The sequence below is a fragment of the Pseudoalteromonas sp. 2CM37A genome (assembly GCF_023161885.1).
GTDB classification, from domain to species: Bacteria; Pseudomonadota; Gammaproteobacteria; order Enterobacterales; family Alteromonadaceae; genus Pseudoalteromonas; species Pseudoalteromonas atlantica.
The window spans coordinates 179,988-199,447 of sequence record NZ_JALNTJ010000002.1; the positions used below are offsets into that span (position 1 = coordinate 179,988).

At 42.9% G+C, this 19,460-nt stretch carries 14 protein-coding genes and 1 pseudogene; 6 read left to right on the top strand and 9 right to left on the bottom strand.

What is annotated here, in order from left to right; translation table 11 throughout:
- Positions 1–16: 16 nt before the first annotated feature.
- Positions 17–2,266 (bottom strand): TonB-dependent receptor, encoded by a 2,250-nt coding sequence (locus tag MTF68_RS04550; protein WP_248451942.1) that lies wholly within the window; start codon positions 2,264–2,266, stop codon positions 17–19.
- A gap of 279 nt (positions 2,267–2,545) precedes the next feature.
- Here MTF68_RS04550 and MTF68_RS04555 point away from each other — a divergent pair.
- From MTF68_RS04555 to MTF68_RS04570, 4 genes and pseudogenes are all read left to right on the top strand, one after another.
- Positions 2,546–3,556 (top strand): annotated as a pseudogene (locus tag MTF68_RS04555) (LacI family DNA-binding transcriptional regulator); the annotation flags it as partial.
- A 164-nt stretch (positions 3,557–3,720) separates the two neighbouring features.
- Positions 3,721–4,959: an MFS transporter gene (locus MTF68_RS04560; protein ID WP_138576559.1), complete on the top strand. Its 1,239-nt coding sequence runs from the start codon at positions 3,721–3,723 to the stop codon at positions 4,957–4,959.
- Between the two features lie 16 nt (positions 4,960–4,975).
- Positions 4,976–6,478: a trehalase family glycosidase gene (locus tag MTF68_RS04565; protein ID WP_248461798.1), complete on the top strand. Its 1,503-nt coding sequence runs from the start codon at positions 4,976–4,978 to the stop codon at positions 6,476–6,478.
- A 237-nt stretch (positions 6,479–6,715) separates the two neighbouring features.
- Positions 6,716–7,405 carry a response regulator transcription factor gene (locus MTF68_RS04570; protein WP_248461799.1) on the top strand — a complete coding sequence of 230 codons (690 nt, stop codon included), beginning with the start codon at positions 6,716–6,718 and terminating at the stop codon, positions 7,403–7,405.
- A gap of 144 nt (positions 7,406–7,549) precedes the next feature.
- Here the strand turns inward: MTF68_RS04570 and puuE are convergent, their stop codons facing one another.
- The 8 genes from puuE to xdhA are packed head-to-tail and all read right to left on the bottom strand — an operon-like array spanning position 7,550 to position 16,607.
- Positions 7,550–8,488 (bottom strand): allantoinase PuuE, encoded by a 939-nt coding sequence (gene puuE / locus MTF68_RS04575; protein WP_248461800.1) that lies wholly within the window; start codon positions 8,486–8,488, stop codon positions 7,550–7,552.
- A gap of 1 nt (position 8,489) precedes the next feature.
- Complete coding sequence (locus tag MTF68_RS04580) at positions 8,490–9,695, bottom strand: urate hydroxylase PuuD (protein WP_248461801.1); 1,206 nt, start codon at positions 9,693–9,695, stop codon at positions 8,490–8,492.
- A gap of 4 nt (positions 9,696–9,699) precedes the next feature.
- Complete coding sequence (gene guaD, locus MTF68_RS04585; RefSeq protein ID WP_248461802.1) at positions 9,700–11,064, bottom strand: guanine deaminase; 1,365 nt, start codon at positions 11,062–11,064, stop codon at positions 9,700–9,702.
- Between the two features lie 2 nt (positions 11,065–11,066).
- A complete protein-coding gene (gene uraH, locus MTF68_RS04590) occupies positions 11,067–11,405 on the bottom strand; it encodes a hydroxyisourate hydrolase (RefSeq protein WP_248461803.1) in 339 nt (112 codons plus the stop codon).
- A complete protein-coding gene (gene uraD, locus MTF68_RS04595; RefSeq protein ID WP_024032836.1) occupies positions 11,402–11,902 on the bottom strand; it encodes a 2-oxo-4-hydroxy-4-carboxy-5-ureidoimidazoline decarboxylase in 501 nt (166 codons plus the stop codon). Before uraD ends, uraH begins: the two co-directional genes overlap by 4 nt.
- Positions 11,899–12,789, bottom strand: coding sequence for a xanthine dehydrogenase accessory protein XdhC (xdhC, locus tag MTF68_RS04600; protein ID WP_248461804.1), 891 nt, complete (start codon positions 12,787–12,789; stop codon positions 11,899–11,901). The genes uraD and xdhC overlap by 4 nt, the downstream gene beginning before the upstream one ends.
- Positions 12,782–15,121 carry a xanthine dehydrogenase molybdopterin binding subunit gene (gene xdhB, locus MTF68_RS04605; protein ID WP_248461805.1) on the bottom strand — a complete coding sequence of 780 codons (2,340 nt, stop codon included), beginning with the start codon at positions 15,119–15,121 and terminating at the stop codon, positions 12,782–12,784. Before xdhB ends, xdhC begins: the two co-directional genes overlap by 8 nt.
- Entirely contained in the window at positions 15,108–16,607 is a 1,500-nt protein-coding gene (xdhA, locus tag MTF68_RS04610) for a xanthine dehydrogenase small subunit (protein ID WP_248461806.1), read from the bottom strand. Before xdhA ends, xdhB begins: the two co-directional genes overlap by 14 nt.
- Before the next feature lie 200 nt (positions 16,608–16,807).
- Between xdhA and MTF68_RS04615 the strand changes: the two genes are divergently transcribed.
- Both MTF68_RS04615 and MTF68_RS04620 read left to right on the top strand, forming a co-directional pair.
- The gene (locus MTF68_RS04615; RefSeq protein WP_248461807.1) at positions 16,808–18,367 is read left to right on the top strand and encodes an ABC transporter ATP-binding protein; all 1,560 of its coding nucleotides are present in this window, start codon (positions 16,808–16,810) and stop codon (positions 18,365–18,367) included.
- Positions 18,364–19,458, top strand: a complete 1,095-nt coding sequence (locus tag MTF68_RS04620) for an ABC transporter permease (RefSeq protein WP_248461808.1) — start codon at positions 18,364–18,366, stop codon at positions 19,456–19,458. The genes MTF68_RS04615 and MTF68_RS04620 overlap by 4 nt, the downstream gene beginning before the upstream one ends.
- Positions 19,459–19,460 lie beyond the last annotated feature (2 nt).

Here is a 19,460-nt window from a genome sequence, read left to right on the forward strand (position 1 = left end):
TTAGTATTAAGTGTGTTTAAAACGCATAACTTACACTAAAGCGCGTAGTGCGTGGCATAATATAGCGGCCATTTGGGGCATCGGCATTACGTGGGTCGCCCTCTGTTATACCTTGCTCATCCGTTAAGTTATCAATGGCCAGTTGTAGTTTTATGCCTTCCATAGGTTCTAAAATTAAACCTAAGTCTACTTTTTCGTAGCCATCAAGAGTCACCGTGTTTTCGTTGTTACCAAAGCGGTCATCAACAGCCGACAGTGTGCCATATAACGTGGCATACATACCTTGTAGCTCAAAGTCGTAGCTAGGTGTGATACGCACTTGCCACTTTGGCTGACGCTGAGATTCATTTCCTTCATTGGTTGGGCTTTGCGTTATTTCGGTTTCTTGTAGTGTGGTATTTAAATTAACCGAAAAACCCGACTGATGATTAAAGTTATAATCAAGCTCAACACCGTACGCTTCGTTTGTTAAAATTTCTGCAGGTACACCTGGGCGGCGTACAAATGTATCGCCCTTTACTTCGTTAACAAACAAGGTAGCGTAAAAGTCTGTAGAGTCAGAAATTAGCTTGTAGCCAAATTCGCCTTGGGTTACTTCTTTAATTAGCTTTTCGCCGCCTTCATAAGCGCTAAAGTTATCTCTAAAGTCGTCAAAGTAAGGCATTTTATAACCACGGTTTACGCGTGCAAATACACCCATGTCATCGTTTATTGAATAGTTAATCCCCGTGGTCCACGATGTTTTACTTTCATCATAGTTAACTGTTTTGGTAATAATTCCATCAAGGCCTTCATCAACACTGTATTCTACTTCATGACTTTCGTGGCGCACGCCTGCATCTAAGGTAAAGTCCTCGGCAAATTTGTATTGAGCTGTTACATAAAACGCATTGGTGCGCGCATCACCTGTTGAGCTAATATCGTGGTTAAAATCGCAGCCATCAGTGCTTTGATTACACTCAATGCCAGTTAGCGACTCGCCGCCTGCTTCTAGTACGTGGTAAGCCGTATTACCTAAACTCCACCAATCGTTTGCCGATGTACTGGCTGTGTAGTAACCAAACGTGGCTGATAAATCATCAAATTGCTTTGAAAACGCTAAATCGTTTGTAAATGAGCTAATTTCTTTTAAAACAACCCAGCGGCCAAGTTGTTGTATTGGGGTGTCGCTTGCGTATTCTGTATTGGTTACTGCACCAAATGCGGTTTGCCCATTATCGGCAACTGCACCAACCGTGGTTGCTGAGCCACTTGGCACCAACCCGTATGTATTAGCATCCCCTTTAGTTATATTAAAGCGGTCAGAAAATTGCCAACCATTATCAAGATCTAGTTTAATGCTACCGCCTGTTACGTGGCCGTCCCAACCTCGGCCATCCCCTAAGTCAATATCGTGTGCTTGTGCATCGGGGCCAGTAAAAATGGTTGCTTGGCGGTTTAACGTGCCAAGTTGGGTATATTCTGCGTCAATCCCTTCAATATTAAGTGGGGTAGGTAAGTACCATGCACCATGGTCATCTGTTTGACGGGTATAAAAATTAAGCTCGCCGTTATCTAAATCTTTAGTGATATTAATGGTAAATTGGCTGCCTTTCTCAGAGGTAAAACCTGCATCACGAATACCCGGAGAGCTTTTTACATAGCCGCCAACCATAAAGTATAAATCGTCAGTAATTTCACCACTAATAACAGCATCTACTCGTTGTAGGTCGTAATCAGATGTTGTGTATTTAAATAAGCCTTCGGTGTCTTCTCCACCGCGCTTTAGCCTAAAGTTAGTTGTTAAACCTGGTTGGCCGTTTGATAAAACAGGGTTTGGCCCACCGCGTAAAGCCTCCATGGTCTCAATCGTTTCATCAATTCTAAAAAGTGAAGAGTTTTCTAAAAACGATAATGTAGGGGCTGGGTAAACGGGTGACCCTTCAATACTCAGGGTTAAAAATGGGGCGTCACCGCCGCCAGGAAAACCACGTACAAATACATTGGCACCAGATTCACCCCCTGAGCTTTCTACCCAAACCCCAGGTACGGCTTTAAACAGATCGGCAGTGCTTTTAGGTGAAAGTTTAATAATTTGCTGGCTATCAATATTTGTAACAGCGTAGCCTGCATCTATTTTTCTGATGCCGACCCCAGTAGGTGTGCCCGAAACAACAATTCGCTCTACCTTGGTTTCTTGTGCTTGCTCTTGTGCAAAGGTGGCGTGTGAGCTCAAGGCTAAAGTTATAGCGCACGCTAATGTACTTTTTGCTTTATTGAATGTCATGTGTGATCCCGTTTTTAGTGTGTTAAACAGTGTGTTTTTTACTGCGCTGTATACAAATTTTTTATGTAAACAGGCTGTATATGATGAAACCTTAAAGATTAATGCAAACGTTTGCAATATTTATTTGTAAATTATTTATGAATTATATTTGTAGAAATATTGAGCGTAAAAGCCTAGGTATGGCTTTTTTAGCCTGTGAGGCAAGCCAGAAAAAATTAATAATGCTATATTGTCAGCTAGTTACATTAAACATTAGTTAATACAACGCGGCTCAGGGTTTTCATGGATAACAAAAAAATAAAATTAGCTGATTTAGCAAAGCTGGCAGGGGTGTCTACCTCTACGGTTTCGCGTGCTTTAAATGACAACCCGTTAATAAAACAAGAAACACGCGATAAATTAAAACAACTCGCTAAAGAGCATAATTTTAGTTTAAACACCGCTGCAAGCCGCTTACGAACGCAAAAAACAAATGTTGTTGCTGTTATCATTAACTTAGATGAACAAACCGAACAATCGATTAGCGATCCATTTTTACTTAAAGTGGTTAGCGAAATTAATCTTGCACTTAATCAACAAGGGCTAGAGCTTTTATTGTCTAATTCAATAATGGCACAGCACGATTGGGCCAATTATTTTATTAATGGCCGAAGAGCCGATGGTATTATTGTGGTTGGGCAGGGTAAAGATCAGCGCAATATAGAGGCGGCTGCTAAAGCGGGGATCCCTTTGGTTGTGTGGGGAGACCCTAAAACACCCAGTAATTACCCTATTGTAGGCAGTGATAACTACCTAGGTGGAATGCAAGCCACTGCGCACTTAATCGAACATGGTGCAAAAAATATTTTATTTTTAGGCGACCCAGAGCACGGTGAAATTAGCGAAAGACACCGTGGTTATGCGGCTGCGCTATCTACGCATAAACTAGAGCAGCACGTTGTTTCTATTGATATTACGAGTAGTTCGGCGTATCAAGAAATTAATAGTCTATTACGCGAAAAAGGGCTCTACTTTGATGCAATAATGGCTTGTAGCGACATGGTTGCCTTAGGTGCAATGAAGGCGTTAAAAGAGCGCTATGTCAGTATCCCTAACGATGTTGCATTGGTGGGCTTTGACGATATAGCAATGGCAGATATTAGCCATCCGTCGCTTTCAACAATTAAACAAAATACTCAATTAGCGGCTGAACTTTTAGTTAAAAAGCTTATGCAACAATTTATGGGTCAAAAAGTTGAATCTCAAGTTATTGATATAGAATTAATAACTCGCCAATCGAGTAAACGCTGATTTATGAATGGTAGATACAAATTTTAAAACTTAAAATGCAAACGATTGCATTGATTTTTATTCTACACTAAACTCAACGTTCACTGACACAAACACACACGCTAATTACCCAAAGGTGTTAGCTTTAATCGTTATGGCGCACTGCGTTATAAGTAAGGCAAGCTATGAGTAAAACAAAAATCACACTAGCAATTGCTGCAAGCTATTTTATTTTCGCAATATTATTAAATAGCGTAGGAACAGTCATTTTGCAGGCAATAAACACACTGGGCGTTAGCAAAACTGAGGCGTCTGTTTTGGAAGGCTTTAAAGACTTATCAATTGCGATAATGTCTTTTGTTGTTGCCTCGTTCATTCCTAGATTAGGGTATAAGCTCGCAATGTTAGGGGCTTTAGCGGTCGTTGCATTAGCGTGCTTAAGCACCGCATTGATCAGCGAATTTTATATGTTTAAAGTGCTATTTGCAGTGATAGGCTGTGGCTTTGCGGTAGTCAAAGTTTCTGTTTATTCGATTATTGGCCAAGTAACCGAAGATGCGAATAGTCACTCGTCACTTTTAAACACCATTGAAGGCATTTTTATGGTGGGTGTATTAAGTGGTTATTGGATTTTTACCGCCTTTATAGACCCAAGCCAAAGCAATGCGTGGCTCAATGTTTATTACGCGTTGGCCGCGCTTACTTTAATTGTATTGCTAAGTGTTGTTATTGCACCGATTGCGCCTGCAATTGATAAAAATAAAACTGACTCTAGTTTGAGTGACTTTATAGCCATGCTTAAATTAACGTATCAGCCCTTGGTGCTTATTTTTATTATAAGTGCATTTTTATATGTTCTTATTGAACAAGGCGTAGGCACTTGGCTGCCAACCTTTAATAACCAAGTTTTGCAATTGCCTGTGGCTATAAGTATTCAGTTAGCGAGTATTTTTGCAGCGGCGTTAGCGTTTGGCCGTTTAGTTGCGGGGCAGGTGCTTAAGCACATTAATTGGTTTTTTGTTCTGTGCGGATGCTTAGTCGCCATGGCATTACTTATTATTATAACGTTACCCCTAACTGAAAACCTACCTAATACAGCAATCACTAGCCTATTTGATGCACCACTAGCTGCATTTGTTTTGCCCCTCATTGGCTTTTTTATGGCGCCAATTTATCCAGTGTTAAATTCGGTAATGCTCAGCGCATTAGAAAAGCACCAGCATGCAGCCATGACAGGGTTAATCGTTGTGTTTTCAGCACTTGGAGGCACAACTGGTTCAATGATCACAGGCTACGTATTTGAGCATTTTAGTGGTCAGCACGCATTTTACCTGTCGTTAATTCCCATTAGCTTAATTTTTATAAGCGTGATTATTTTTAAACAGCGCACCCGCGCCATTTCTCAGCACGCTGCCAGCATATAATTGATTTAGGATTGTTATGAATTTTTTTGAGAGCCAGTTATTTAAAGATGTACAGACCCAACATATTTTTGATGACTGTAAAACATTTGCAGATGCAACTGCACGAACCAGCTGGCAAAGTGCGTGTAAACACTACGAGCAAGTAGCACCACTTAATCAAGCCAAATTAAAAGAGTTTGTAAATGCTCACTTTATTACGACCCCCTTACTCCGTATGCAAAGTGAGCCAGATACCGCAAGCGTTAAGCACTATATTAACTCTTTGTGGCATGGTTTGAGACGGGCGGCTGATACACCTAAAGCCGATTCTTTATTAGCATTAAAGCAAAGCTACATTGTGCCTGGTGGGCGTTTTCAGGAAATATACTACTGGGATAGCTACTTTACAGCGCTCGGCTTAATGGATGCTAATAAACCTGAAATTGTTGAAGATATGCTGCAAAACTTTATCGACCTTATAAACGATTATGGGTGTATTCCAAATGGCAATCGCAGTTACTACTTATCGCGTTCACAGCCACCTATTTTAGCGCTTATGGTTGAATTGCTATGGCAGCACGAGCACAGTAAAACCAATAATGTAGCATGGCTTGAAAAATGTGTTAATGCGCTTGAAAAAGAGTATGCGTTTTGGATGCAAGGCGCAGAAGAGCTTACGAACGAGAAAACGGCACTAAGGCGAGTTGTAAAAATGCCATGCGGTGGCAAGTTAAATCGTTATTGGGACGATGAAGCAGCCCCTAGGGCAGAATCCCTGAGAGAAGATCTGGCACTCGCAGAGGGCTTAGCTGAGCATAAAAAGCCCGACTTTTATCGACATATACGTGCTGCATGTGAATCTGGCTGGGACTTTAGTTCTCGCTGGCTAGCTGAGCCTAATTCACTTAGCTCTATACAAACGACCGATATATTACCCATTGATCTTAATTGTTTGCTTTATAACCTAGAAAAACAGCTTAGTAAGTTTAATAAGCTGCTAGGTAATAACCAACAAGCCGATTTATTTAGCGACTACGCAGCAGCTCGCCGCACACTGATTAATAAATACATGTGGAGTGAGCAACAACACTTTTTTGTTGATTATAATCATCACAAAGCGAGTCAATCTAAGGTGTTAAGCGCTGCCGCAAGTACTGCATTATTTTTTAACTTAGCGTCTGAGCAACAAGCTCAACATATTGCCGAGCGACTAAGCCGCGACTTTTTAAAGGCTGGTGGCATAGTTACTACCGTTACCTCTACATCACAGCAATGGGATAGCCCTAATGGGTGGGCTCCGCTGCAGTGGTTTGCTGTTAAAGGGCTTGATAATTACGGTTTTAGTGATCTTAGTAAACGTATAATGCAAAACTGGCTAACAATGGTAGAAAACGACTTTTCTGCTAATCAGTGCCTACTAGAAAAATACAATGTGTGCGTGCCTCAATTAAAAGCAGGGGGCGGAGAATACGTAGTACAGCAAGGTTTTGGCTGGACTAATGGGGTTACCTCACGCTTTTATGCCTTGTGTGAGGACTGATCAGAGCAGTGTTTTATATGAAAATAATTCACTAATTTTCATTAAGTTATTGTAACTATTAACTAAATATAATTGGTGATTGTTTTATGCCGTGTATGAATAATGCCCAGGTGCATTGTAACTATTAACTAAATATTATTGGTGATTGTTTTATGCCGTGTATGAATAATGCCCAGGTGCATTGTAAGTGATTAATAAATTCGGTAGTGTGGTGTAAACATTTCAAGGAAGAAATCTATGCTACAACCACACGCCGTTTTTGTAAAAACCATGTTTCAATCTTCTTTTCACAGTGAAAGCTACACAACTATATTAAAAACCATGCAAGCCATTTTTGGCGATATTAAAATGGACGACGTGATCCCTAAAAACGAGAAAAGGGATAAGTTTGATTTATTTTTAATTGATGGCGATAAAAATAACTGGTTAGATTTGCTGCCTGCCGACTTAATTTGCCTCGCTAAAAAGTACAAAGTTGTCTTATTTAATGTAGAGCCCAATGCCGTGTGCGAAAAAAATCTACTGTTAAATCATTTCAATGGTGTGTTTTATAAATCAGATGCACCAGAAACTATTTTTAAAGGGCTAGTTAGAATAACCTCAGGCGAGTTATGGTTTACGCGAGAGGTTATATCAAAAGCGTTTTCAGATATTCTCTCGGTTGCCTCTTCGTTTAATAGCCTACAAGAAGATATCACCCTTAAAAAAGGGGATTATGCGCACCTTACTAAACGTGAAAAATCGGTTATTCACTTAATTGCTCAAGGGGCGAGCAATAACGCCATTGCCGATAAACTTAATATAAGTGACCACACCGTTAAAACGCATTTGTACAGTGCCTTTAAAAAAACCAATTCTCGTAACCGTGTTGAATTAGCAAATTGGGCTCAGCGTTACATATCGGTGTTATTACCTATGGCTAAGTAAACCACTACTCCTAAAGTGACCTTAAGCCCAGCACTGCTGGGCTTTTTTTGTTTTACGATAAATCTAATAAGCTCTTAGAGTTTAGTTTTAACGGCTCACATCTAGGCTTTATAATACCAATGCGCATAACTAAATGATTAAGTACTATTGCGGATTGGTATTATACGGATGAGTTTTAAGCCAGTGCTCGGCGATTTGCTCGCGCGTGGCAAACCACACTTGCTGATGCGATTTAGCATATTCTAAAAACCGTGCAAGGGCTTTAATGCGGCCAGGGCGGCCAATTAAGCGACAATGCAGCCCTATCGACATCATTTTAGGGGCGTTTTCACCTTGTGGGTCGCCTTCTTCATAAAGCGTATCAAACGCATCTTTTAAATAATTATAAAACTGATCGCCGGCATTAAAGCCTTGCACAGCGGCAAAGCGCATGTCGTTTACATCAAGCGTGTAGGGCACTATTAGCTGTGGCTTACCTTCTTTAATACTGTAAAAGGGTAAGTCGTCGCTGTAATCGTCGGCATCATATAAAAACGAGCCATTTTCTACCACAAGGGCTGCTGTGTTAGGGCTTGTGCGCCCGGTGTACCAGCCTGTGGGCTTTTTACCAGTAAGCGTTTGAATAATTTCAATGGCTTTTTGCATGTGCTCGCGCTCGGTTTGTTTATCTATATGTTGATAATTAATCCAGCGCAGGCCGTGGCTTGCAATTTCGTGCCCAGCCTCAACAAAGGCTTTAGCTATATCGGGGTGGCGCTCAAGGGCCATTGCCACAGCAAAAATGGTGACCGGTATATCGTATTTTTTAAAGAGTTTAAGTAAGCGCCACACACCCGCTCGCGAGCCATATTCGTAAATAGACTCCATGCTTATGTGGCGGTCTTCTACATGCGGGGCGCTGACTATTTCAGATAAAAATGTTTCGGCCGCTGCATCACCATGCAGTACACAGTTTTCACCGCCTTCTTCGTAATTTAACACTACTTGCACGGCTATACGGGCTTTATTAGGCCAATTGGCATGCGGAGTGTGTGCACCATAACCAATTAAATCGCGCGGGTAATGTTTAAATTGCTCGCTCATATTACTGCTCCTTTTTTACTGCGCTAAGCCAAGTGCCAAGCAATTCGCGCTCTGCATCAGTCATTTTGGTCATATTTGCCAATGGCATATCTTTGGTAATAACGGCGCGAGTATGAATAAGTGCACTGGCTTTTCTTACATCAGCAAGTGAGTCGAGCTTAAAGCCGAGCGGCGCGGTTTGAAAAAGCTTCGATGTAGGGGTTTCACTGTGGCACTGTGTACAGTGTTTATTAATAATATCCCACGCTTGCGCATCACTTATGCTTGCTTGTAGCTCATCATTCGCGTTTACAGAACTACTTGGCCACGGTGCTATGGCTAGCATTAACGCAAAAAACGCGGCAATACCGCTTATTAGTACTGAAGGCTTATTAACACCTTGGTGCTTTAAGTTAAAAAAGTGGCGTATCCACATACCAATAATAAAAAAGCCAATAAGCACTAACCAACCAAACTCATGGCTATAGGTATACGAAAAATGGTTACTTAGCATAATAAAAATAACTGGTAGGGTGGCGTAGTTATTATGGACCGAACACTGCTTTGCTTTTAAGCCCGGCGCTGAATCAGGAATGCGCCCAGCTTCTACTTCGCTTACCATGTAGCGCTGTGCAGGCATAATAATGTGATATACATTACCGGCCATACAGGTACCAATTAATGCACCAACATGAATATATACCGCGCGGTCACTAAATAGCTGATCAACCCCATACGTCCATAACGCTAAAAAGCCTACCCCTAGGGCAATAAATGCTTTGCCGTTTTCAACAAGCGGGCTTTTACACAATAACCGATAAACACCATAGCCTAAGCCTATAAAACCAAGTGATGCACCAATAGCTGCAAACTTACTGAGCTCACTTTTACTGGCATCAAGTAAATACACATCTGCGCCCACATAATATAACAGCGTAAATAACAGCGCGCCGCTGATCCAGGTTGTGTAGGCCTCCCATTTAAACCAATGTAGGGTAGAGGGCATTTGTTCTGGGCCATTTTGATACTTAGCCACTTCGTAAAAGCCGCCGCCATGAATAGCCCATAAATCGCCTTTTATGCCTTTATCTTGTTTCCATTGTGGCGGTGTTTGTAAGTTATTATCAAGCCACACAAAATAAAATGAGGCGCCTATCCACGCTATACCTGCTACCACGTGAAAGTATCTAAACACCAAATGAGCAAGCTCAAATAAATAGTTTTCCATCGGGTTATGCCTCTTCTAAATCGGGTGTAGGTGTGGCTGCAAACTGGGTTTGTTCGTCGCGTTTATACACGCTTTTACCCATAATGTAGGTTTGTTCAATACAGCGGTCGTCGCCTAGCATCATCATGGCAAAAAGCTGTTCGTGAAGGGTTTTGGCATGGCCAATTCTGAACTTTAAAAACGAGGTGGCCGCGTAATCCATTACAATAAAGTCGGCCTCGCAGCCTTCATTAAAGTTACCTATGGTGCCTTCTAAATCAAGGGCACGCGCGCCGCCTAGGGTGGCTAAATAAAACCCTTTAAATGCTGAGAATTTTTGACCCTGTAGCTGCTGAATTTTGTACGCTTCGTTACCTGTTTGTAGCATAGAAAAACTTGTGCCTGCGCCAACATCGGTACCCATACCCACATTTATTCCATGCTCTTCACATCTCTTTAAATTTAAAAGGCCCGAGCCTAAAAATAAGTTAGAGGTAGGGCAGTGCGATATAGCCGCGTTGTTATCGGCAAGGCAGCACAGCTCGCGCTCAGATAAATGAATACTATGGGCAAATACCGAGCGTTTACGCACCATTTTAGCTTGCTCGTACACGCCTAGGTAATCATCAGCCTCTGGGAATAACCCTTTTACCCATTCGCACTCGTCTTTGTTTTCAGATAAGTGGGTATGCAGGTAGGTGTCGGGGTATTCTTCTAATAATTGAGTACATTTTTGTAGTTGCTCAGGGGTAGATGTGGGTGCAAAACGTGGCGTTACTGCATAGCTTAATCTATCCACATTATGCCATTTTTCTATCAGTGCTTTTGATTGATCGTAACTGGTTTGCGCGCAATCTGATAAATCATCTGGGCAGTTTCTGTCCATCATTACCTTACCGGCAATCATACGTAAATTACGTTTTTGAGATTCGTTAAAAAACGCATCTACCGATTGCGGGTGCACAGTACCAAATACCAATGCGGTAGTGGTGCCATTACGCAGTAGCTCATCTAAAAAGCGATTAGATATGTCTTTTGAATAATGCTCACAGGTAAACTTTTTTTCAGTGGGGAAGGCGTATTCGGTAAGCCAGCTTAAAAGCTGCTCGCCATACGCACCAACCATTTCGGTTTGTGGTAAATGTATGTGCGTGTCTATCATGCCGGGCATTACCAGTTTGCCATCGTGGCGAATAATAGTGGCTGACTTATCAATGCTTGGCAGTATGTCTTGCTCGTAACCAAGGTTAACCACTTTGCCGTTTTGAATAACTAACGCGCCTTTTTCAAAATAGCGATGGGCGCTTTCGCCGGCTATAGCTGGGTCATCAACAAAATCGAGTATGTTGGCACACATTACGGTCATTTTATTATTGTTGTGGGTGCTCATAATTAGCTGCCTCTGTACGTTGAGTAGCCAAATGGGCTAAGCAATAACGGAATATGATGGTGTTTTTCATCTTGTAATCTAAAGGTAATTTGCGCCTCTGGGTAAAACGCAGGTGTTTCTTGGTTTTCATAATAGCTGTCTAAGTCAAAAACCAGTTTATAGGTGGCAAATTCTACGTCTGTGTTGAGCCAGTCGGTAATTCGCCCGTCGCTATTTGTTTTACCTTGAGCAATTAATTGCCACTCGTTATTAGTGAGTAAAAATAATTGTACAGCTACATTTTCAGCCGGTTTACCTGTGCTTGTATCGAGAATATGGGTAGTGATAGGGCTTTTATTCATAGCAATGACTCCAATCTTATTTTTGTTATTTTGGCTTGTTCGCCCGCGGCTATATTAAGTTCTGTGCTGCGGGTGTTGTGTATGCGCTGCTCAATAAGTTCAAGCATTTGCTCAGCACTTTTACCACTGGCACACACAATAAATATAAAGCCAAATTTACTGAGGTATTCTTTATTTAGCGCAATCATTTTTTTAAGGGTTTGCTCGTTTGCTTTACTCATTCCTGATTGTTCGTGCCCCGCTTTTTGTGCTGTAGCGGCGTACTTTTTACTTAATGTTGATAAATCGCCTATTTGCGGGTGGCCTTCAAAAGCGGCTAAATAATCGCTCTCACCCAGGCTATCCCATACGCTTTGTGCGCTGTTAAATAAGTGCTCTTTATTTTCAAATGGCATGATATTTAGCATACCGCTTACCCAGTTAGGAGCTGCGCAGCAATGCTCTAATGCTTGATGCGCTTGCGCTGCATTTAGGTCGTTAATTTTTAAGCTACTCATGCGTTTTCTTCCTCGTGCGTGGTGCTAATTAAGGCATTTTTAAGTGCACGCCATTGCAAGCCTTGGCGTTTGGGCGCATGGGTTTGCATAGCCTGATAAAGGCCAATTAACTGCCCGCTAATTGATATTGCTACTTCCATAGGGAGCTTGCCCGTTACATTTTCAAGCCCTACAGGGCAGGTCATTTGCTTTATTTGCTCGGTGGTAAAATCGCGATGGGCTAAGCGCTGTTTAAAGCGTTTTGCTTTAGTATCTGAGCCAATTACACCAAGCCAATTAGCATCAGCGCGTTTAATAATGGCTTGTGTAAGTGCAAAGTCGAGCTGGTGGTTATGGGTTAATATTAAGTAATTATTATCCTTTGGCGCACGTTTTACTTGCTCTGTTGGCTCTTCATCAACCACTTTTATTACGTTATTAGGAATAACTTGCGGGAATACATCGGCGCGGCTATCTATCCAGCGTATACGCATAGGTAATTGCGCCAATATACCAATAAGCGCCTGTGCTACATGGCCTGCGCCGTATATGTCGAGGGTAAAGCGTTCGCATTGCATGCACTCAAGCATAACGGTGGCAGCTCCCCCGCAACATTGGCCTAAATTTGCGCCTAGGTTAAATTGCTCTATCACTTGCGCTGCCTCGCCTTTGGCAAGTAGCTCGCGGGCTTTTTCTATTACTACGTATTCAAGGTGTCCACCGCCAAGGGTGTCGTAAATGTGCTCGCCGCTTATTACCATTTTAGAGCCTGTGCCGCGTGGGGTTGAGCCATTGGTGCCAAGTACAGTGGCAATAACATAATTAATGCCGCTTTGTTCGTGCTCGTTGATAGCTTGTGCCCAATTTTGCGTATGAAAACCCTGAAACGACTCATTTAAATTAGCCATGTTGCTGCTCCTTAAACCAGCTAGCGGTTTGCTCAATTGCATTTAATACACGCTCAGGTGTGGCAGGTGTATCAAGTGGGGCGGTGTATTTGTAATCGGCCACACTGCTTATGGCATTTCGAATAGCGCTCCACACACTAAAGGCCAACATAAACGGTGGCTCGCCCACTGCTTTTGATCTAAATACGGTGGTTTCTGGATTGGCCGAGTTATATAAATTTACATTAAATTCGGCTGGGGTATCGCCAATTGCAGGAATTTTATAGTTAGCTGGGCCAAAGCTTGCAAGCTGGCCTTTATCATTCCATTGTAAGTCTTCGGTGGTAAGCCAGCCCATACCTTGCACAAAAGCCCCTTCAATTTGGCCTATATCAAGTGCAGGGTTAATTGAGCTGCCCACATCGTGCAGTATATCAACACGCGTTACGGTGTTTTCACCTGTCAGCGTATCTACTTCTACTTCACTGAGTGCTACGCCGTGAGCGTAGTAAAAAAATGGCCGGCCTTCGCCTTTCGCTCTATCGTAATGAATTTTAGGCGTTGCGTAATAACCGGTTGATGAAAGCGATATACGATTCATATAAGCAAGGTTTGCAAGTTCGCTAAAGCTAATTTCGCCGTTACTAAAGGTAATGAGGTTATCTTTAAATACAATACTTTGGCTGTCTACTTCAAAGTGCTCACTTATAAAGTTTATTAAACGCTCTTTTATGGTGTTTACCGCGTTTAGCGCCGCCATGCCGTTTAGGTCAGTCCCGCTTGATGCAGCAGTTGGCGAGGTGTTGGGTACTTTGTCGGTACGAGTAGCGCTTATGCTTACTGCGTCAAAATCAACGCCAAAGCCATGGGCTACTATTTGCGCTATTTTTGTATTAAGCCCTTGGCCCATTTCGGTGCCGCCATGGTTTAAATGAATTGATCCATCACTATATACATGCACTAATGCACCCGCTTGGTTTAAGTGCTGTACGGTAAACGATATACCGTATTTAACCGGCGTCATCGCAAGGCCTTTTTTGATAATAGGGGATGATGCGTTAAAGGCTTTAATTGCCTTTTTTCGCGCCCAGTAATCACCTGACTCCTCAAGCTGGCTTATCATATCTTTTAAAATATGCTGCTCTACTGTTTGATGGTACGGCGTAGTGTCGCGGCCTTTTTTGTATAAATTAAGCTTTCGGATCTCAAGCGGATCTTTACCTAATTTAGCGGCTATATCGTCCATTATCAGCTCGCCCATGATCATGCCTTGCGGGCCACCAAATCCTCTAAAGGCGGTATGGCTTACGGTGTTTACTTTGCAGCGATTCCCTTTAATGGTGGCAGCTGGGTAGTAATAAGCGTTATCGGCATGAAACATTGCGCGGTCGACAATAGCATCAGATAAATCAGGTGAATAACCACAAAACCCATTTACGGTTACATCAGCGCCTTCAATTAGGCCATTTTCGTCAAACCCTACATGGTATTGATTATAAAATGGATGGCGTTTACCGGTAAGTTTAAAGTCGTCGCTGCGGGCTAGGCGCATTTTAACGGCGCAGCCAAGGTAGTAAACTGCAAGTGCTGCAAGGCAAGCCCACGGCGCGCCTTGGGTTTCTTTACCACCAAAGGCTCCGCCCATGCGGCGGGTTTCTACGTTTACAAAGCTAAATGGCTTTTTTAAAATTTTAGCAACTAAGTGCTGCACCTCTGTTGGGTGCTGTGTAGAACATTGAACATGGATCCCGCCATCGTTGTCGGGCTGAGCAAGTGCTATTTGCCCCTCAAGGTAAAAGTGTTCTTGCCCGCCTATGTTTATTTCGCCTGTAAGCTGGTGGGCTGCATTATTAATGGTTTGCTCGCTATTACCGCGGTTAAGTGAATGTGGCGGCCTTACCCAGTGCTCTTTTTTAATCGCTTCTTTAATATCAAGTATGGGGGTGGTTTGCTCGCATTCTATAACCACCAAGCGAGCAGCGCGGCGCGCAATTTCGTAGCTTTTGGCAACCACTACCAGCACAGGTTGCCCGTGATATTGAATTTCGTGATTGGTTAATAGCACATCCCCAGGAAATACTGGGCCAATATCAAGCTTACCGGGTACATCATCAGCCGATAAAATACGTTTAACGCCTGCCACTTCAAGCGCTTTACTTGTATCAATTGATTTAATAAAGCCGCTGGTAATGGGCGCAAGTACAGGGTAGGCGTGTAAGCAGCCATGAGGCTCTGGGTTATCGTCGGCGTAGTTTGCATTGCCACATACTTGTTTTATTGCGCTTTCGTGATACTTAGATTGGCCAACACTTCCGCCTTGGGCTTTTAGTTTATCCATTTCAAAGTGACGCATGTGAAATCCTCGTAATGGCAATGTTGTTATTATTTTTACTACTTGGTTGTGCACCGCAAAACTCAATACCAATACGCTGTAGCAAGTTTTTGCTTACCGTAGTGCGGTAATGCGCGCTGCTGCGTACATCGCTCATGGGAGCAAAGTCATCATTTATAGCACTAGCGGCATCTATAAACGTGCTTACTTGCAAAGGCTGAGCATTAAGTTTTTGCTCTATATGCGTGGCGCGTTTTGGTATGGCAGCCATACCGCCCATGGCGCAGCGGGCATTGTTAATTACGCCTTGTGTTTGCTCTATAGCCAGCACTAAACACACAGTAGATATATCATCTTCAAAGCGTTTTGAAATTTTATGACACGCAAGCTTTAACGAGTCTAGGCGTTTAGGTACGGTAATTTTGCTAATGACTTCATCGCTTTTAATGACTGTTTTTTTGTAATCAACAAAGTAGTCGGCCACGTTTATTGTGCGTGTGCCTGCAGTGCTTAATAAATCTAAGGTGGCATTAAGTGCAATGAGTAAAGGGGCTGGGTCGCCAATTGGAGAGGCATTTCCTATGCTGCCACCTAAGGTGCCACTGTTACGTACTTGGTTAGAGCCAAGGCGTTCAAACAGCTCTTTAGACTCAGGGTAGTAAGTGTAAAACGCTTCAACAAATTGGCTGTAAGGTAGTGCTGCACCAATATGTAGCTCGCCGCTGTTATCGGTTAAAGTGCACAGTTCACTGGTTTGGCTAAGCGATATAATAATATCGGGCAATAGCATGTTTTGGCTAAGCTCAATGGCAAAGTCGGTGCCACCAGCAACCAAGTGTGCCTGCGGGTAACGCGCTTTAAGCTCAACAAGTTGCGCTGCACTTTGTGGTAAATAAAACGTACGAGGGCCATTTTTTAAACAAGGAATGTCATCACCTATATTTAGTGATGCCTTAAATTGTGCCGCCATGGCAGAGTAAGGCTCATTTTTACGCTCGTAGCTATAAGCTTTTTCAACTGCAAGTAAAATAGGGCTGTAACCCGTACAACGACATAAATTACCCCCTAGCGCATGAATAGCGGCTTTTTTACCTGGGTAACTCGGGTTATTAATATAAAGCGCCAACATGCTCATTATTATGCCAGGGGTACAAAAACCACATTGCGAACCATGGCACTCAACCAATGCGCGTTGCACCGGATGTAAATCGTTAAGTGTAGGGTAAAGCCCTGTTGTTACAGCCTCTACGGTTACTATGTGTTTTGCGTGTGCATTACCTAATAAAAGCAGGCAGCTATTCATGGTTTTATAGTGCCAAACTGGCTCACCGTTTGAATTTAGTTTTTCTTCGCCAACTAAAATTGTGCATGCGCCACAATCGCCTGTTGCACACCCTTCTTTGGTGCCCATTTTCCCTTTTTTGGTGCGAAGCCAGTCCAAAATGGTGAGATTTGGCGCGCATTCTTCTACTTCTATTGGCGTGTCATTTAATAAAAACGTAATCACACAGACTCCCTTAACTTTTATAAAGCCCTGATATGTAAAGGCTTGGCGTATATTTTTTCTTGTTGTTTTTAAGCAGGTAAGAAAAAAACTTTTTCATCTTGGTAAGTTAATTGCAGATACCATGCCATTGTTGACCGCTTGGTCAGTTAAGTTTCTAGGCTAGCTTATTTAACCAACAAGCACAAAGAAAGGTTTAAATAATGGACAATAAATACCGCCTTACTATGCAGGGAATGACAAAGCACTACCCCGGATGTATAGCCAACGACGGCGTAACAATAAAAATAAAACATGGTGAGGTACATGCCCTGCTAGGTGAAAACGGCGCGGGTAAAAGCACGTTAATGAAAATGCTTTACGGTGTAGTTAAACCTGACCAAGGGGACATGTTTTTTAATGGTCGTAAAATGGACATAAAAGAACCCGCCGATGCCCGCGAATTAGGCATAGGTATGGTGTTTCAGCATTTTTCGTTATTTGAAACCCTAACAGTTGCTCAAAATATCGCGTTAGCGCTGGGCGATTTAGCAGGGCATAGCAGCACACTTGCCAGCAGAATTAGTAAAACATCGGCTAGGTACGGCATGCCGCTGGACCCGCATAGGTTGGTCTCTACGCTTTCAACGGGCGAGCGCCAACGAGTAGAAATAGTCAGGTGTTTATTATTAGATATTCAACTGCTTATTTTAGATGAACCCACCTCGGTACTCACTCCGCAAGAAGTAGATGCACTGTTTAGAACCCTGCATTCGCTTAAAAAAGAAGGCTGCTCGGTGTTGTTTATTAGCCATAAGTTGCATGAAGTTATTGCGCTTTGCGACAGCGCCACTATTTTGCGCGCCGGCAAAGTAAGTGGGCATTGCATTCCTAAAAACGAAACCAGCGAATCAATAGCTCGCTTAATGGTAGGCGACAGCACACCAATAAGTAACCAAACGCGCAGAGCGACTGGCACAGGTGATTTTTTAACAGTCGATAACTTATCAACCAGTGCGCAGGCGTTATTTGATATTGCGCTTAAAAATATTAACTTTGCCGTACAACAAGGCGAAATAGTCGGTATTGCAGGGGTTGCCGGTAATGGGCAAGAGGAGCTATTAAAAGCGCTTTCGGGAGAGGAGCCGCAAAAAAATAGCAACGCAATAAAATTTAAAAATACCGCTGTTGATGCGTTATGCCCTCTAAAAAGACGCAGGCTTGGGCTTGCATGCGTACCCGAGGACAGGCTAGGGCGCGGCGCAGTACCCAATATGGATTTAGCGCACAATGCACTCCTTACCAGTTTTGATAGTGGTTTAGTTAAAAAAGGCTTTTTAGTAAAACAAAAAATTAGCCAACTCGCCGACAAAATCATTAATAAATACAACGTAAAAACCCCCAGCAACCGTACTCACGCAGCAAGCCTTTCGGGCGGTAATTTGCAAAAGTTTATTATTGGCCGAGAGGTTGAGCAAAACCCACAATTACTGGTTATGTCACACCCAACGTGGGGGGTAGATATTGGCGCGCAAGTTGCCATTCACGAGGCAATTTTAACGCTGCGCGACGAAGGCTGTGCAGTACTGGTTATTTCAGAAGATTTAGACGAGCTCTATAAAATTTGTGACCGTACTGGCGCAATTTGCGATGGCAAACTCTCGCCTATTTTAAATACCGACTGTGTACCACTTGTGCAATTAGGACAGTGGATGGCGGGCGATTTTAATCACGACCTTAAAAACAACACAGCAAAAATAACACCGCAAGGAGCGCCGGCATGATAAAGCTTGAACCCCGCGTAGAGCGCTCAAACAAATGGAGTTATCTCTCTCCTGTTTTAGCCATTTTACTCACTTTAATAACAGGTTATGTGGTGTTTGCCTTACTAGGGCACGACCCGATTAATGCCTTATATACCTTACTCATAGCGCCTATTTCTGACTGGTACGGCGTTACCGAGCTATTAGTAATGACCATTCCAATTTTATTATGTGCCTATGGTTTAGCGCTGTGTTACAGGGCGGCGGTGTGGAATATAGGTGCTGAAGGGCAGCTACTGATTGGCGGCGTATGCGCCAGTGCCGTAGCTGTTAACTTTGTTGACTCTACAAGTTCTTTTGCATTAGGGCTTACATTACTTGCAGGTATTGCAGGCGGCATGCTGTGGGCAGGCTTAGCCGCCTTTATGAAATTACGTTTAAACACCAACGAAATTTTAGTCACCATTATGCTCAATTACATTGCCGTTAATGTGTTGCTGTGGTCAGTACACGGGCCATTAAAAGACCCATACGGTTATAACTTTCCTGAAAGCGCCTTATTTGGCGATAGCACTTTACTACCAGTTTTATTTGAGGGTACTCGCCTTCATTTAGGGCTTGCATTTGCGCTATTAGCGCTGTGTGCCACATGGGTATTTATTAGTAAAACCTTTGTGGGTTTTCAAATACAAGTACTTGGGCTTGATGCATCGGCTGCCAAAATGGCGGGCTATAAACGTGCGCTTTTAATTGCTGGTGTATTGGTAATAAGTGGCGGGTTAGCTGGGCTTGTAGGGGCTGGCGAGGTGGCTGGGCCTATAGGGCAATTAGTGCCGCAAATATCCCCCGGTTATGGTTACGCCGCAATTATTGTGGCCTTTTTAGGGCGCTTACATCCGCTTGGGATCACCTTAGCAGGGCTGTTAATGGGGCTTATTTATATGGGCGGCGAAATGGCGCAAATAGAAATTGGCCTACCCAATGCCATTACCGGCATTTTTCAGGGCTTAATGCTGTTTTATTTACTCTCGTGCGATGTGCTTATTGGTTATCGCATTAAATTGTTACTGCCATTTAAACAACAAAAAACGCAGCTAACACCCATCGCATAGGA

What these genes read in the sequence shown, in the direction of transcription:
- MTF68_RS04550 (WP_248451942.1), bottom strand. Translation starts at nt 2,266, where the DNA reads ATGACATTCAATAAAGCAAAAAGTACATTAGCGTGCGCTATAACTTTA.
- MTF68_RS04560 (WP_138576559.1), top strand. Translation starts at nt 3,721, where the DNA reads ATGAGTAAAACAAAAATCACACTAGCAATTGCTGCAAGCTATTTTATT.
- MTF68_RS04565 (WP_248461798.1), top strand. Translation starts at nt 4,976, where the DNA reads ATGAATTTTTTTGAGAGCCAGTTATTTAAAGATGTACAGACCCAACAT.
- MTF68_RS04570 (WP_248461799.1), top strand. Translation starts at nt 6,716, where the DNA reads ATGCTACAACCACACGCCGTTTTTGTAAAAACCATGTTTCAATCTTCT.
- puuE (WP_248461800.1), bottom strand. Translation starts at nt 8,488, where the DNA reads ATGAGCGAGCAATTTAAACATTACCCGCGCGATTTAATTGGTTATGGT.
- MTF68_RS04580 (WP_248461801.1), bottom strand. Translation starts at nt 9,695, where the DNA reads ATGGAAAACTATTTATTTGAGCTTGCTCATTTGGTGTTTAGATACTTT.
- guaD (WP_248461802.1), bottom strand. Translation starts at nt 11,064, where the DNA reads ATGAGCACCCACAACAATAATAAAATGACCGTAATGTGTGCCAACATA.
- uraH (WP_248461803.1), bottom strand. Translation starts at nt 11,405, where the DNA reads ATGAATAAAAGCCCTATCACTACCCATATTCTCGATACAAGCACAGGT.
- uraD (WP_024032836.1), bottom strand. Translation starts at nt 11,902, where the DNA reads ATGAGTAGCTTAAAAATTAACGACCTAAATGCAGCGCAAGCGCATCAA.
- xdhC (WP_248461804.1), bottom strand. Translation starts at nt 12,789, where the DNA reads ATGGCTAATTTAAATGAGTCGTTTCAGGGTTTTCATACGCAAAATTGG.
- xdhB (WP_248461805.1), bottom strand. Translation starts at nt 15,121, where the DNA reads ATGCGTCACTTTGAAATGGATAAACTAAAAGCCCAAGGCGGAAGTGTT.
- MTF68_RS04615 (WP_248461807.1), top strand. Translation starts at nt 16,808, where the DNA reads ATGGACAATAAATACCGCCTTACTATGCAGGGAATGACAAAGCACTAC.
- MTF68_RS04620 (WP_248461808.1), top strand. Translation starts at nt 18,364, where the DNA reads ATGATAAAGCTTGAACCCCGCGTAGAGCGCTCAAACAAATGGAGTTAT.